Here is a 14,569-nt window from a genome sequence, read left to right as displayed (position 1 = left end):
CGACTCGCGCAGGAATCGTCCGCGCGTTTACCTCCACTGGGCATCTCGAGGGCGCCACTGGGCATCCCGATGGCGGCGATGGCGGCGATGGCGTTGGGGGCCGGGCACGCGAGAGCCCTCCGGCCGCGTGGACCGGGGGGCTCTCAGCGCTGGATCAGACCGCCGGGAAGGCCGGCGGGTGGACCTTGGACATCTCCTCGAGGACGCGCACGACCTGGCAGGAGTAGCCGAACTCGTTGTCGTACCAGACGTAGAGGACGAGCCGGTCACCCGCGGTGATCGTCGCGCGGCCGTCGACGATGCCGGCGTGGCGGTTGCCGACGAAGTCGGTGGAGACGACCTCGGGGCTGTCGATGTAGTCGAGCTGCTTGTGCAGGTCCCCGTAGAGCGAGGCCTCGCGCAGGAAGTCGTTGAGCGTGTCGCGCTCGACCGGCTTCTCCAGCGTGAGGTTGAGGATCGCCATAGAGACATTGGGTGTGGGGACCCGCACCGAGTTGCCGGTGAGCTTGCCCTCGAGCTCGGGCAGCGCCTTGGCGACGGCCTTGGCCGCTCCGGTCTCGGTGAGCACCATGTTGAGTGCCGCCGAACGACCGCGACGCTCACCCTTGTGGAAGTTGTCGATGAGGTTCTGGTCGTTGGTGAAGGAGTGCACCGTCTCGATGTGCCCACCGATGACGCCGTACTCGTCGTTGATGACCTTGAGCGCCGGGACGATCGCGTTGGTCGTGCAGGAGGCTGCGGTGACGACCTTGTCGTCGGTGCCGATCATCGCGTCGTTGATGCCGCTGACGATGTTGGGCAGGTCGCCCTTGCCGGGAGCCGTGAGCAGGACGCGCGAGACACCGGGGCACTGGAGGTGCTGGGACAGGCCCTCCTCGTCGCGCCACCGGCCGGTGTTGTCGACGACGACCGCGTCCTTGATCCCGTACTGCGTGTAGTCGACGCTCGAGGGGCTGTCGGAGTAGATGACCTGGATCAGCGTGCCGTTGGCGAGGATGGTGTTGGCCTCCTCGTCGACGGTGATCGTGCCGGCGAAGGAACCGTGGACCGAGTCGCGCCGCAGCAGGCTCGCGCGCTTGGACAGGTCGTTGTCGGCGCCCTTGCGCACGACGATGGCGCGCAGGCGCAGGCCCTGGCCGGTGCCCGCGTGCTCGACGAGGATGCGGGCCAGCAGGCGGCCGATGCGGCCGAAGCCGTAGAGGATGACGTCGGTGCTCGGGAGCTCCGAGTCGCCGTGCTTGCCGATGACGTCACCGAGCTCGGAGCGCAGGAAGTCCTCGAGGGAGACGCCCTCGCCGGCCTCCAGGCGACGGCGGTGCAGGCGGGCGATGTCGACCGACGCCGGGCCCGGCTGGAGGGCGGTGAGCGCCTCGAGCATGGGGAGGGTGTCGTCGAGGGTGAGCTCGATGTCGACGCGTCGGGCGAAGCGGTGCGCCTTGAGCACATCGGTCGGCGACTGGCCGAGGAGGGTGCGCCCGTGAATCGACGTCACGACCCCGTATTCACGGTAGAGGCGGCCCACAACGGGGATCATCGCCTCGGCCTTGGCCTGTCGGTCGGCCCACTCGGCCAGGTGCTCGTCTGCTGCGGTGCTCTGCGGCGTGGTCGTCATGGGCGCCCAGATTAGTCGCTCTCGTCAACCCGGGTGGCGGCGGTCCGGGTGCTGTCCACCGACCCTGTCGCACTGGTCAGGAAGGACGGACCGTGTAGAGCGCCTGCACCTTGGACCCCCCGGAGCAGGTGAGCTGGTGCGGGGCGCTCATCGTGCGCGTGACGAAGCGGTGGGAGGTGCGCCCGCCGGCCTCGATCTGCACCCGCCAGGAGTCCTCTCCGGTCGCCTCGACGACGGGTGGCGAGATGTCCTGCAGCCGCACGTCGGCGACGGTGGCGAGCACGTCGTGGACGGCCACCTGGGCGGCCGGGTGCCAGGAGCAGCGCCCCCGCCACCGCTCGAGGTCGACGCGCCCGTCGAGGTGGTCGAGGATCACCTGCGGTGCGACATCACCGTCGAGCCGGCCGTACTGGGACCCCTCCGGCAGGATGGCGACATTGCCGGCGAAGCGGTCCCCACCGAGGTGAGTGGTCTCCCACACCGCGCCGGGCAGGGCGTCGTCGAGGACGGCGGCGACGACGCGGCCGTCGATGGCGCAGCAGACGTCCTTGCGGCCGTGGGTGCACACGAGCAGAAGCGGCTCGGGGCTCGGGTCGGGCAGGTCGTCGAAGCGGGCGGCGAGCGCCACGAGGTCCTCGGGGTGCTGCCAGGTCGCGCGCCCGACGAGCCCGCGACGCACGTCGACGAGGAAGACCGGGTTGTCCCCGTCGGTGCCGGTGTCCGCCTCGACCAGCTCGCCCTCCTGGCGACCGTGTCGGCGGATGAGCTGCAGCCGGGCCCCGAAGCGGCCCAGCGCCGCTGACAGGTCATCAGCGACGTCGCTGAGGAAGGGCGCCTCGATCGGCTTCGCCGGCCAGGGTCCGGGGTCGGAGACGAGCAACCAGTAGCGTGCGGGCACCGCCGTGCCGACCGGCACGTCGCCGCGCTCGAGGGCGGCGAGCGAGCACCGGAACCGATGGGTCGAAGGGGTCGCGCTCACACCGGCGACCCTACGCGGACGGCGGTTGCACGGGGACCGCGACCCCGGCGACGACGAGCCGGCGGGTCAGGTCCGGGGCGAGCACCGCGACCTCCCCGGACGCGAGCCACGCCCCGACCTCGGCGGCCTCGGTGGGGTCGAGGGGTAGCCGCCCCGCCCTGCTGACGAGGACGGACCCGTCGGCAGCAGGCTCCAGCGTCGCCCGGAGGTGCCCGCGGGGCACGACGGGCAGCCCCTCCGGCCCGTCGTGCAGCGCCTGCGTGCTGGCGACCGGCGAGATCGGTGCGGGTCGCTGGGCCGGACGGGCTCGGGCGGCCAGGTGGGCGGCGACGGCGGACTCGTCGACCATCGCGATCGCGTCGAGGAGTGCCGCGCGCACGGCGGCGAGGTCGTCCGCGAGGTCCGTGGGGTCGGCCACGTCCACCCCGGGGCGAAGGGAGGTCCGCTGCGCCGGGAGGTCGGCGAGCGCCCTTCGCGCCGTGTCGAGGACGGCGTCGGCAACGTGCCCTCGGTGCCAGACGTGGACGCCGACCGTCAGGTGCGTGCTGACCCCGCCGAGCGCGGTCGCCGAGTGCAACCAGCCACGGGGGATGTAGAGCACGTCGCCCGGCTGCAGGGTCACGTCGAGGTGAGGCTCCCCCTTCGCTCCCTCGTCGACGGCCTGCCGGTGGTCCTGCCAGGGCTGATCGCGAAGGGGGTGCGGCTGGACCGGGCGGTGCAGGCGCCAGTGCTTGTCGCCGCCGGTCTGCAGGACGAAGACGTCGTGCACGTCGTAGTGCGCGGCGAACCCACGGCTCTGCGGCGGCGTGACATAGGCATTGACCTGCACGGGGTGCCCGAGGTCGGCGGCGAGGTCCTGGGCGAAGGCGAGCACCGGTGGGTGGGTGCGGTGCAGCCCCTGCAGGACGAGGGTGTGGCCCTCGGCGAAGAGCCGCAGGAGCGCGGTGTCGTCGAGCTGGTCCCCCACTCCGGCACCGACCCCGCCGCCACGGGTGAACTCACCGTCGGCGAGGGTGCGGCCCTCCCGTGCGACCCGCAGGAAGGGGGCCCGCAGACCGTGGAGCGAGAGCAGCTCGTCGACCGCGCGGGTGTCGAGCAGGTCGGCGAAGGGGGCAGGTAGCGCCGCCGCGGGGACGTGCCGGGGCTCCCGGCCCCAGGACGTGGCGAAGTCCTGGGGATCCAGGTCCGTGATGCGACGAAGGCCGGCGCACCGCTGGGGTGCGCCGGCCTCGTCCGGGTCAGTCACTCAGAGGCCGCGGTCGGCCGATGCGCCGCCGTCAGCGCCACCGTCACCGGCAGCACCGTCGGCGCCGCCGTCTCCGGCAGCACCGTCTCCGGCGGAACCGTCGCCGGCCGCGCCATCAGCGCCACCGTCACCAGCAGAACCATCGCCGGCCGCGCCATCAGCACCACCATCGCCGGCGGAACCATCGCCGGCCGCGCCATCAGCGCCACCGTCACCGGCGGAACCGTCGGACTGCGGGGCCTGGGTCGGCACACCGCCGATGGCCTCCTCGGGCAGGTCAGGGGTCTCGTTCGGAGGCTGCGTCATGGTGCTTCTCCTTCGTCGTGGGTACGAGCGTGCATCGTGCCTGTACCCCCCTTCCTATCGGACCATGCGCCCTCTGGGAAGGCCGCGGCGCGCGCATTGTCATCTCACGATGAATCCCCCTGTGTGGCAACGCGTTACTGTCATTTCATGATCAACAAGCAGGCCCGCGACTTCGACATCGTCCTCGTCGGAGCCACCGGCTTCGTCGGACGGCTCACCGCCGGGCACCTGGGTGACCACGCGCCCGAGGGCACGCGCATCGCTCTCGCGGGCCGCTCCCGCGTCCGGCTCGACGCACTGGCTGCCGAGCTCGGCGGCGCCGCCGCGTCGTGGCCACGCATCGTCATCGACGTCTCCGACCCGGCCTCGTGCGCCGACCTCGCGGCGCGCACGCGTGTCCTGGTGACCACGGTCGGTCCGTACGCCATCCACGGTGGCGAGCTCGTCAAGGCCTGCGCCCTGGCCGGGACCCACTACGCCGACCTGACCGGCGAGGTCCTCTTCGTACGCGACAGCGCCGAGGCCTTCCACGAGGTGGCCAAGCGCTCCGGAGCCCGGATCGTCCACTCCTGCGGCTTCGACTCCATCCCCTCCGACCTGGGTGTCTGGGAGACGGCCCGGATCGCTGCCGACGAAGGCGCGGGGACCCTCACCGACACCGTGCTCTTCGTCCGCAGCCTCAAGGGCGGCCTGTCCGGCGGCACCATCGACTCGATGCGCAGGCAGGCGATCGCCGTTCGCGAGTCCCTCGAGGACCGTCGGGCCATGTCCGACCCCTACGGGCTGAGCCCCGACAGGGCCGCGGAGCCGACCAAGGCCGACCGCGAGGACTCCACACAGCCCTCCCCGGAGGCACGTCGCGCCGGTCGAGTCCGCTCCGTCACCAAGCGTCTCGGCTCACGCCTGCCGGTGCGTCGTACCGAGGACGGTCACTGGACCGGCCCCTTCGTCATGGCCACGTACAACACCCGCATCGTGCGCCGCAGCAATGCGCTCCTCGGGTGGCGGTACGGCCGTGCCTTCCGCTACCACGAGGTGACGGACTTCGGCTCGCGCATCACCGCCCCCCTTCGCGCCACCGGTATGACCGCTGGACTGCTCGGCCTGGTCACCGGCCTGTCCTACGCGCCGACCCGCAAGGTCGTCGACCGGTTCCTGCCGGCCCCCGGTGAGGGACCGGACGAGGACACCCGGGTCAACGGGCGCTTCGCGCTCGAGGTCGTCGCGGGGACGACGAGCGGGGCCAAGTACGCGACCAAGGTCGCCGCCGACGCCGACCCCGGCTACAACGGGACCGCGATCATGCTCGGCCAGGCCGCACTGTGCCTCGCGCAGGACGACCTCGACAGCGAAGGGGGCGTCCTCACCCCCGCCGTCGCGATGGCCGCCCCGCTCATCGAGCGTCTGCGGACGCAGGGCTTCACGATCTCGACCCGCCGCTGCCCCGCCTGACCGCTACTCGTCGAGCCGCGCCAGGGGCACGGGGTCGTCGGTCCCCTCGACCCGCACGTCACGGTGCCAGGACTCGGTGCGGTAGCGGGTGACCCACCCCATCGAGGCATAGATGCCGTCGGCGCCCGTCGGGCTGTCGTCGTCGACCTCGAGGGCGACCCGGTTGCGGCCGCGCCGGGCCGTGTCAGCGATGACGGCGTGGAGCAGCGACTTGGCGACGCCCCGCCCTCGGGCCAGGCGGTGCACGCCGATGTAGTCGATGTAGGTGCCGGGCACCCCTGAGGCGTCCTCCGGGAGCACGGCCGCAGCCACCGCTCCACCGGGGACCCAGTGTCCCTCGACCTCGATGTCGGCGATCCACCAGTGGTCCCAACGGTGGCCGGGCGCCTCACGCAACCGCAGGAGGAACTCGGGGAAGGACTCCCGGTAGGAGTTGAAGTGGTCCGCGAAGGACTCCTCGATCATCCGGTAGACCGCCTGCAGGTCCGCGGCGAAGGGGGTGCCGTCCTCCCGTCGATTCACCTGACGCACGACGACACCCTCTCGGGCGTGCGTGGTCGGAAGGTCCACGTCGCCCGGCTCCACGGGGCGTCTCATCTGCAACCAGGTGCGGGCGAGGGTGAATCCGTTGTCCCGCAACAAACCTCGCAGCCGCTCGTCGTCCTCGTGAACGGACATGTCCAGGCGCGTCCCCCCGAGTCCCCGACCGCGCGAGACCCGCAGCGCGATCGACTCCGCCCAGGCCAGCACCGACGGGGCCAGCCGGTCCTCCACCTCGGCGCCGAGCGCAGGGTCCGTCGTCAGGTCGACATTGCTGCGACCGGCAGCACGGTCGTGCACGCGGGCCCAGACCCGGATCGCACCCTGCGGATCCATGACGACGACCTGGCGCCGGGTCCACGACGCCTCGCCCACCGCCTCGCTGGTGACGAGCTCCTCCTCGATGGAGCCCGAGCCGTCAACGGCCTTCTTCGCCGTCGAGACCAAGGCGATCAGCTCATCGACATCGCCGTCGACGGGGGCCCGGCTGGACCATCCCTGCGGCAGGTCCTCGGGGACGATCGGCAGGAAGCCGGTCAGCGTCGGCTGGCCGTCGCTCACGGGACGAGGCGACGCTGGCGGGGCAGGAACTCGGGCTGCTGCTTGCGGGCATTGGCGGCCCGGGCACGAGCCGCGTTGGGCCCGAAGAGCAGCGGGAGCTGTTCCCACCGCTCACGGGCGAAGGTGTGTCGGGCGCTGCGGTTCCACGTGCCGTCGAAGAGTCGCTTGGTGGCGGCCAGGGCATCGGGCGAGCGCATCGACAGCTGATCCGCGAGGTCGAAGGCAGCCGCCACGGGGTCATCGGCGACCTCGGTCGCCAGACCGATCTGCTGGGCGCGCTCACCGGAGATCTTGTCCGCGGTCATCGTCAGCCGCTTGGCGACATCGATCCCGACGAGCTCGGAGAGCGCCTGCACACCGGACATGTCCGGGATGATCCCCCAGCGCCCCTCGAGGACCGACCACGTCGCCGCGGGGTGCGTGATCCGGAAGTCCGCGGCGAGCGCGATCTGCAGACCGCCGCCGAGGCAGTGCCCGGAGACCGCGGCGATGACCGGCACGGGCAGGCGGCGGAAGCCCCACGCCGCCTCCTGGAAGGTGTTGGTACCGCGCCAGGGGCGGGGCACGAAGCGCCGGGCGATCGCAGACGGCTTCTTCATCGCGGAGCCGAAGTCGAGGCCGGCGCAGAAGGAGTCCCCCTCACCGGAGATCACGACCGCGCGAAGCCGACGGTCAGCGGCGAGCCCGTGGGCTGCTGCTGCAAGGTCATCGAGCATCTCGAGCGTGAGTGCGTTGAGCTTGTCCGGGCGGGCGAGGCGCACGTGGGCGATGCCGTCCTGGATGGTCGTCGTGATGTACCGGGGCATGAGCCCACCCTAATTCCGCCCGAGGACGACGGAAGGGCCCCGTCGCAGGACGAGACCCTTCCGTGTCGCTCGGTGCGTGCTCAGAGCGCGTCGGTGAACTTCGTGAGGGTGGCGGCGAGGTCCTTGGCGGACTTCTTGCCGCTCGAGGACATGAGGTAGGTGGTTCCGTCCTTGTCCACCGCGCACTGCGTGGAGGTGGAGCCGGACACCGTGCCGCAGGAGATGTCGCCGACCTTCTGACTGTCGTCCCAGACGTTTTCGAAGGTGCTGGCCGAGATGCCCTCGTTGGCAAGGACGCTCACGGCCTCCGTCCCCTTGGTGTAGGTGGCCACGGACTTGAGATTGCCGACCTTGCTGGACTTCTTCCAGCCGTCGAACTCGTCCGGGAAGTCGCCTGTACCGGCGGCCGAGGTCGAGCTCGACGTCTCGCTGGTGGGCTCGCTCGTCGAGGTCTCCGTCGTCGGCTCGCTCGTCGAGGTCTCGCTGGTCGGCTCGCTCGTCGAGGTCTCCGTCGCCGGCTGCGAGGTGGTCGTCGGCGGCGGACTCTCGTCGTCAGCGCCCCGCAGGACGAAGAAGCCACCGATGCAGCACAGGAGCAGGATGAGCGCCACGCCACCGGCGATACCGATGATCAGGCCCTTGCCCGGGCCCTTCTTCGGCGGCTGACCGGGCCCGCCGAAGTTGCCCGGGCCACCCGGGCCACCGAAATTGCCCTGGCCACCGGGGCCACCGGGGCCACCACCGGGACCACCGAAATTGCCGGGAGGCGGGCCGCCGGGGCCGCCAAAACTACCGGGAGGCGGACCGCCGTAGCCCGGGCCCGACTGGCCGTACGGACCGGGCTGGCCCGGAGGCGGTGGGATGTTCGGGCCGCTCGGCCCCCCTGCAGGTGTGGTCATGGGCCAATCGTCACACAGCCACGACCCGCGCGACAGGCCAAAAAATGTGACGAGAGGGCGGGACTCCCCCTGCGGAGCCCCGCCCTCTCGTCGGCTGCGGGAACCCCCTGCGCGTCCCGAGCCAGTGTCAGTCGACGTCCCCGTGTCTTGCTGACACCGATGAATCTACGAGTTTGCCAAGAGGGGGTCGATGGGGAGAAGTACCCATCTCGACTCGGGTCCTCCGCCCTTGCTCACGGGGGCCATCCCCCGTGAGCGCGGCAGCGGGTCAACCGCGCTCGAGGAGCGCCTTGAGCCGCTCCAGGGTCACGGCCATGCCGGACTCCATCTCCTTGTCGAAGTCCGCCACGCCGCCGAGGACCTTCTCCTGCAAGGTCACCGAGATCTTGGTCATCCCGTGAGGCGCCTCGCGGCGGTGCGTCACCGTGGTGCCCGTCGCCGTGGGAGCGAGCTCGAAGGACCACGTGCTGCCGTTGTCCTTGACGCGGAAGGCGAAGTCACGGTGCGGCTCGAAGCGCACGACCTTGGCCCTCGTGGGCCACAGCAGCAGACCCCGACGGTTGATGTTGACCGTCCTGGTGCCGAGCCCGACGGGCGCGGTCCCCACGACATGGGTGCGCAGGACCTGGTCGGACAGACCGCCGAGGGCGCGCGGGTCGGTGATGACCGCCCACACCGCCTCGGGATCGGCGGAGATCTCGGTCGTGGCCTCGAGGAGAGGTGCGTTCTGGGTCGTCGTCATGGGATCCGACCCTACGGGGCGGTAACCGAGATGGACGCGGGCATTGTGGCCGAGGTCTCCCCCTTCGTCTCCGCCTGCTCCAAGGCTGGCGTCTACACATGTAGGGAGGCGACCTGCATGTGTCACGTGTGGGAGAGGATGGCGCAGTGAGTCCCCCTTCGTCCCATGCCACCGCCCGGACCAGCAGCCACGTCGGGATCGCCCTGTCGGCCCTCGTGCTCGGCGGGGTCGGGATCGGGGTCACGGAGTTCGTCACGATGGGCCTGCTCCCCGAGATCGCCCACGGCGTCGGCACGACCATCCCGCAGGCCGGGCACACGATCTCCGCCTACGCCCTCGGCGTCGTCGTCGGCGCACCCACCATCGCGATCTTCGGCAACCGGCTGCCCCGACGGGAGCTGCTCGTCGCGCTCATGGTGCTCTTCGCCATCGGCAACGCGCTCAGCGCAATGGCCGGCGGCTACGAGCTGCTCATGATGGCGCGCTTCGTCTCCGGCATCCCGCACGGCGCCTTCTTCGGCATCGCCTCGATCGTCGCGTACGACATCGTCGCGGTCGGTCGCGGCGGGTGGGCGGTCAGTCGGATCATGCTCGGCATCCCGATCGCCAATGTCGCCGGAGTCCCGCTGGCGACCTGGCTCGGGCAGCAGGCGGGATGGCGCTCGGCGTACTGGCTCGTCGCGGCCCTGGGCGTCCTCACCGCGGTCCTCGTCAGCACCGTCGTCCCACACCAGGCCGCCGACACCGAGGCCGACGTGCACAGCGAGCTGTCCGCCTTCAAGGACGCGCAGGTGTGGCTGACCCTGCTCATCGGTGCGATCGGCTTCGGCGGCGTCTTCGCGATGTACTCCTACATCAGCCCGATCCTGCGCAACCAGACCGGCCTGCCCGCGGACGCGGTCCCGATCTACCTCTTCGTCTACGGGGTCGGCGGACTCGTCGGCACCGTCATCGCCGGACGCCTCGTCGACCGCTCGGTGCTGTGGACCCTCGTCGGGTCGACCATCGCGACCGGCCTCTCACTCGCCGCCTTCGCCTGGGCAGCGGACTGGGCCATCCCGGCCGCCATCGTCCTGCTGCTCATCTGCATCTCCGTCTCGGCCTTCGTCCTGGCCCTCCAGCTGCGCCTGATGGAGGTCGCCGGCAAGGCGCGCACCCTCGGCGCCGCCGGCAACCACGCCGCGCTCAATGTCGCCAACGCCCTCGGCGCCTGGCTCGGTGGGCTCGTCCTGGCCGCCGGCTGGGGCTGGCGCGCACCCTCGCTGGTCGGCGCGGGCCTGTCCCTGGCCGGGCTGATCGTGCTCTTCCTCTCCCTTCGCATCCACCGGGGACGCACGACGCTGGACTGATCCCTTCGAGACGCTTGCTGCGCAAGCTCCTCAGGGAGCGGGGCAACCGTCTCGAAGGCAGGGAGCGGGGCACAATCGTGCCCATGAGCCACCCCGACATCCGTCCGGCGACCGCTGCGGACATCTCCGACATCCTGCGTCTCGTCCACGACCTCGCGGTCTACGAGAAGGAACCCGACGCCGTCGAGGCCACCGAGGAGGACTTCGCGGCCGCGCTCTTCCCGGCGAAGGGAGTACCCACCGCCTTCTGCCATGTCGCCGAGGCCGGCGAGGGCAGGGAGCGGCAGGTCGTGGGGATCGCGCTGTGGTTCCTCACCTTCTCGACGTGGACCGGCAGGAACGGCATGCACCTCGAGGACCTCTTCGTCGAGCCGCGCCACCGCGGGTCCGGCTTGGGCAAGGCGCTGCTCACCGAGCTCGCCGGGGAGTGCCGCGAGCGTGGGTTTCGCCGTCTCGAGTGGTCCGTCCTGCGGTGGAATGCGCCGTCGATCGCCTTCTACGAGTCGCTCGGCGCCACGCCCCAGACCGAGTGGGAGACCTATCGGCTCGACGGAGACGCCCTCGACCTGTGACACCGTGACGGGATGAGCCGAACCCGCACAGTCTCCGAGTCCGTCACCATCGACGTCAGCCCGCTGACCGCATGGCAGGCGGTCAGCGACATCACCCAGATGGGCCGGTGGAGCCCTGAGAACACGGGGGGCCAGACCACTGGCGCCTCCGCCATCGAGGTCGGCACCTCGTTCGTCGGGCAGAACCGTCGGGGCAAGGGGCGGTGGTCGACCCAGTGCACGGTCACCGCCGCCGACCCCGGCGAACGCTTCGCCTTCCGCGTGCACCGCATCGGCGCCACGAAGCCGATCATCCCCGCTCGGATCGCCACCTGGGAGTACCGCTTCGAGGAGGCCGAAGGGGGGACCCTCGTCACCGAGACGTGGACCGACGACCGGCGCTGGCCCGACGCCATGGTCAAGGTCTTCGACAAGGCCGCGACCGGCGGGCGCACCTTCGCGGAGTACCAGCCGAAGAACATCCGGCGCACCCTGGACCGGCTCAAGAGCGAGCTGGAGAGCGACGCCGGTCTTGCCTGATCGGCCCCCACGACGAGGGGAGAGGCTCCCCCTTCGCCCTGCCTGGCGGAACCGACCACGACGATGTGCGTGTCTCCTGTCATAGTGGGCGGGTTCCGCGCTCGCGTATGGGAGGCCCCCCGGTGATTCAGTACGTCCACATGTTCAGCGAAGGTGACCGCGACCAGAAGGACCTGCTCGGTGGCAAGGGTGCAAACCTCGCCGAGATGGTCAAGCTCGGTCTGCCGGTCCCGCCCGGTTTCACGATCACGACGGAGGCCTGCCGCGCCTACCTCTCGGAGGGGCGTGTGCCGCCCGAGGTGCGCGTCGAGGTGACCCAACGTCTGCGGGACATCGAGGACCTCATCGGCCGCACCCTCGGCGACTCCGAGGAGCCGCTGCTGCTCTCGGTGCGCTCCGGGGCGAAGTTCTCCATGCCCGGGATGATGGACACCGTGCTCAACGTCGGCCTCAACGACGACACGGTGCACTCGCTGGCCGCCTTCGCCGGCGACGAGCGCTTCGCGTGGGACTCCTACCGTCGTCTGATCCAGATGTTCGGCAAGACCGTGCTCGACGTCGACTCGGACAAGTTCTCCGAGGTCCTGGACCGGCACAAGGAAGAGGCCGGCGTCGCCGCCGATGTCGACCTGACCGCCGATCACCTCAAGCAGATCGTCGCCGAGTACAAGCAGATCGTCCTCGACGAGACCGGCAACCCCTTCCCCCAGACGCCCCGCCGCCAGGTCGACCTGGCCATCGAGGCCGTCTTCCGCAGCTGGAACACCGAGCGCGCCCAGCTCTACCGTCGCCGCGAGCGCATCGCCGACGACCTCGGCACCGCCGTCAACGTGCAGGCGATGGTCTTCGGCAACCTCGGCGAGACCTCCGGCACCGGCGTCTGCTTCACGCGCGACCCCTCCTCCGGCCACTCCGGCGTCTACGGCGACTACCTGGCCAACGCCCAGGGTGAGGACGTCGTCGCTGGTATCCGCAACACCCTCGCGCTGACCGACCTCGAGGACAGCGACCCGGAGGCGTACAAGGAGCTGCGCGCCGCGATGCGCCGCCTCGAGACCCACTACCGCGACCTGTGCGACATCGAGTTCACCATCGAGCGCGGCACCCTGTGGATGCTGCAGACGCGCGTCGGCAAGCGGACCGCGGGTGCGGCCTTCCGCATCGCCACCCAGCTCGTCGACGAGGCGCTCATCACGATGGACGAGGCCCTCGAGCGGGTGACCGGCGAGCAGCTCGGTCAACTGCTCTTCCCGCAGTTCGACCGCGAGGCCGAGCGCACCCTCATCGCGACCGGTATGGGCGCCTCCCCGGGTGCCGCCGTCGGCGCCGTGGCATTCGACAACGCGAGCGCCGTTGCCCGACAGGCCGAGGGCAGCTCCGTCATCCTCGTGCGGCGCGAGACCTCCCCCGAGGACCTGCCCGGCATGATCGCCGCGGCCGGTGTCCTCACCGCGCGCGGCGGCAAGACCTCGCACGCGGCCGTCGTGGCCCGCGGCATGGGCAAGTGCGCCGTCGTCGGCGCCGAGGACCTCGTCGTCGACGGGGCCAAGAAGGAGATCCGGGTCGGCGAGCACGTCATCCGCGAGGGTGACACGCTGGCGATCGACGGCAAGACCGGCGAGGTCTTCCTCGGCGACGTCCACGTCGTCGACTCCCCAGTCATGACCTACATCTCCGAGGGTATGGAGGCCGCGACGGCGATCGCGGACGACAGCGAGACGACCGAGCTCATCGAGGCCGTCGACCGCGTCCTGCGCCACGCCGACGAGCGGCGCCGGCTCAAGGTCCGCGCCAACGCCGACAACGGCAAGGATGCCCAGCGCGCCCGCGACCGCGGAGCCGAGGGCATCGGCCTGTGCCGCACCGAGCACCAGTTCCTCGGTGAGCGGCGCCAGCAGATCGAGCGGGTCGTCCTCGCCGAGAGCGACGAGGACCGCGAGGCCGCGCTGGCGGAGCTGCTCCCGGCGCAGATCGAGGACTTCGTCGATCTGCTGACCGCGATGGACGGGCTGCCGACGACGATCCGTCTCATCGACCCGCCACTGCACGAGTTCCTGCCCGACCTGACCGACCTGACGGTCGAGGTGGCGCTGGCCGACGAGCGCGGCGAGAGTGGCCCCGAGGTCGAGCGGACCCGCGCGCTGCGCGATGCGGTGCGCTCGATCCACGAGTCCAACCCGATGCTCGGCCTGCGCGGCGTGCGCCTGGGGCTGAAGATCCCCGGCCTCTTCGGCCTGCAGATCCGGGCGATCGCCGAGGCTCTCGTGCGCCTGCGCGAAGAGGGCAAGGACCCGCAGCCGGAGATCATGGTCCCGCTGATCGGCTCCAACCGTGAGCTCGTCATCGTCCGCGCCCAGGCGGAGAAGATCATCGCCGAGGTGGCCGAGGCCCACAACCAGGCCATCGAGATCCCGATCGGCTGCATGATCGAGCTGCCGCGCGCAGCGTTGACGGCCAACCGGATCGCACAGACGGCCGACTTCTTCTCCTTCGGTACCAACGACCTGACCCAGACGACGTGGGGCTTCTCCCGCGACGACGTGGAGACGGCCTTCTTCCCGAAGTACCTGGAGAACGGCGTCCTGACGATCTCCCCCTTCGAGACCCTCGACGCGCTCGGTGTCGGCGAGCTCGTGCAGATCGGCGTCGACAAGGGCCGCGCGACCCAGCCGGGCCTGAAGACCGGCGTCTGCGGCGAGCACGGTGGTGACCCCGAGTCGATCCACTTCTTCCACAACGCTGGCCTGGACTACGTGAGCTGCTCCCCCTTCCGCGTCCCGGTGGCGCGCCTGGAGGCCGGGCGGGCCGTCGTGCTCAAGGACGAGGTCGGCACCCGCTGAGGGCCTGACCCGCTCCCTTCGCCGGGTGGAGGTAAACGCGCGGACGAATCGTCAGCGTGTCCACGTCCACCCGCGCACGACGAAGGCCCCGCACCATGACGGTGCGGGGCCTTCGTGGTGCGCGTCCGGGCTGGATCACCCCCGGA

At 70.9% G+C, this 14,569-nt stretch carries 13 protein-coding genes; 5 read left to right on the top strand and 8 right to left on the bottom strand.

All coding sequences use genetic code 11. From position 1 onward, the window contains the following. Positions 1–154: 154 nt before the first annotated feature. The 4 genes from ASG73_RS02985 to ASG73_RS02970 form a co-directional block, all read right to left on the bottom strand. The gene (locus ASG73_RS02985) at positions 155–1,612 is read right to left on the bottom strand and encodes a glyceraldehyde-3-phosphate dehydrogenase (protein WP_055990500.1); all 1,458 of its coding nucleotides are present in this window, start codon (positions 1,610–1,612) and stop codon (positions 155–157) included. A gap of 76 nt (positions 1,613–1,688) precedes the next feature. Further along, a complete protein-coding gene (locus ASG73_RS02980) occupies positions 1,689–2,591 on the bottom strand; it encodes a sucrase ferredoxin (RefSeq protein WP_055990498.1) in 903 nt (300 codons plus the stop codon). A 10-nt stretch (positions 2,592–2,601) separates the two neighbouring features. Then, positions 2,602–3,837: a cupin domain-containing protein gene (locus ASG73_RS02975; RefSeq protein ID WP_055990496.1), complete on the bottom strand. Its 1,236-nt coding sequence runs from the start codon at positions 3,835–3,837 to the stop codon at positions 2,602–2,604. Continuing rightward, positions 3,838–4,143 (bottom strand): hypothetical protein, encoded by a 306-nt coding sequence (locus tag ASG73_RS02970; protein ID WP_200946655.1) that lies wholly within the window; start codon positions 4,141–4,143, stop codon positions 3,838–3,840. A gap of 147 nt (positions 4,144–4,290) precedes the next feature. Between ASG73_RS02970 and ASG73_RS02965 the strand changes: the two genes are divergently transcribed. Continuing rightward, positions 4,291–5,595, top strand: a complete 1,305-nt coding sequence (locus ASG73_RS02965; RefSeq protein WP_055990494.1) for a saccharopine dehydrogenase family protein — start codon at positions 4,291–4,293, stop codon at positions 5,593–5,595. A 3-nt stretch (positions 5,596–5,598) separates the two neighbouring features. Here ASG73_RS02965 and ASG73_RS02960 read toward each other — a convergent pair whose 3' ends face one another. The 4 genes from ASG73_RS02960 to ASG73_RS02945 form a co-directional block, all read right to left on the bottom strand. Beyond that, a complete protein-coding gene (locus ASG73_RS02960) occupies positions 5,599–6,696 on the bottom strand; it encodes a GNAT family N-acetyltransferase (protein WP_082566943.1) in 1,098 nt (365 codons plus the stop codon). Then, entirely contained in the window at positions 6,693–7,502 is an 810-nt protein-coding gene (locus ASG73_RS02955) for a crotonase/enoyl-CoA hydratase family protein (RefSeq protein WP_055990489.1), read from the bottom strand. Before ASG73_RS02955 ends, ASG73_RS02960 begins: the two co-directional genes overlap by 4 nt. Positions 7,503–7,582: 80 nt before the next feature. After that, a complete protein-coding gene (locus ASG73_RS18095) occupies positions 7,583–8,401 on the bottom strand; it encodes a hypothetical protein (RefSeq protein WP_156466106.1) in 819 nt (272 codons plus the stop codon). 268 nt (positions 8,402–8,669) lie between these two features. After that, a complete protein-coding gene (locus ASG73_RS02945; protein ID WP_055990481.1) occupies positions 8,670–9,143 on the bottom strand; it encodes an SRPBCC family protein in 474 nt (157 codons plus the stop codon). A 146-nt stretch (positions 9,144–9,289) separates the two neighbouring features. Here ASG73_RS02945 and ASG73_RS02940 point away from each other — a divergent pair, with 146 nt between their 5' ends. The 4 genes from ASG73_RS02940 to ppdK all read left to right on the top strand — a co-directional run bounded on the left by ASG73_RS02940 (position 9,290) and on the right by ppdK (position 14,423). Further along, positions 9,290–10,492, top strand: a complete 1,203-nt coding sequence (locus ASG73_RS02940) for an MFS transporter (RefSeq protein WP_055990478.1) — start codon at positions 9,290–9,292, stop codon at positions 10,490–10,492. Between the two features lie 83 nt (positions 10,493–10,575). After that, positions 10,576–11,064 (top strand): GNAT family N-acetyltransferase, encoded by a 489-nt coding sequence (locus ASG73_RS02935; protein ID WP_055990475.1) that lies wholly within the window; start codon positions 10,576–10,578, stop codon positions 11,062–11,064. A 12-nt stretch (positions 11,065–11,076) separates the two neighbouring features. Next, the gene (locus tag ASG73_RS02930; protein WP_055990472.1) at positions 11,077–11,583 is read left to right on the top strand and encodes an SRPBCC family protein; all 507 of its coding nucleotides are present in this window, start codon (positions 11,077–11,079) and stop codon (positions 11,581–11,583) included. Positions 11,584–11,705: 122 nt separating this feature from the next. After that, complete coding sequence (gene ppdK, locus ASG73_RS02925) at positions 11,706–14,423, top strand: pyruvate, phosphate dikinase (protein ID WP_055990469.1); 2,718 nt, start codon at positions 11,706–11,708, stop codon at positions 14,421–14,423. Positions 14,424–14,569 lie beyond the last annotated feature (146 nt).

It is taken from the genome of Janibacter sp. Soil728, assembly GCF_001428305.1.
GTDB lineage: Bacteria > Actinomycetota > Actinomycetes > Actinomycetales > Dermatophilaceae > Janibacter.
This window is presented reverse-complemented; position numbering and strand designations above follow the sequence as displayed.

Excerpts from the sequence above, each read along its gene's own strand:
- ASG73_RS02970 (WP_200946655.1), bottom strand. The coding sequence starts at position 4,143 with ATGACGCAGCCTCCGAACGAGACCCCTGACCTGCCCGAGGAGGCCATC.
- ASG73_RS18095 (WP_156466106.1), bottom strand. The coding sequence starts at position 8,401 with ATGACCACACCTGCAGGGGGGCCGAGCGGCCCGAACATCCCACCGCCT.
- ASG73_RS02935 (WP_055990475.1), top strand. The coding sequence starts at position 10,576 with ATGAGCCACCCCGACATCCGTCCGGCGACCGCTGCGGACATCTCCGAC.
- ASG73_RS02955 (WP_055990489.1), bottom strand. The coding sequence starts at position 7,502 with ATGCCCCGGTACATCACGACGACCATCCAGGACGGCATCGCCCACGTG.
- ASG73_RS02965 (WP_055990494.1), top strand. The coding sequence starts at position 4,291 with ATGATCAACAAGCAGGCCCGCGACTTCGACATCGTCCTCGTCGGAGCC.
- ASG73_RS02930 (WP_055990472.1), top strand. The coding sequence starts at position 11,077 with ATGAGCCGAACCCGCACAGTCTCCGAGTCCGTCACCATCGACGTCAGC.
- ASG73_RS02945 (WP_055990481.1), bottom strand. The coding sequence starts at position 9,143 with ATGACGACGACCCAGAACGCACCTCTCCTCGAGGCCACGACCGAGATC.
- ASG73_RS02985 (WP_055990500.1), bottom strand. The coding sequence starts at position 1,612 with ATGACGACCACGCCGCAGAGCACCGCAGCAGACGAGCACCTGGCCGAG.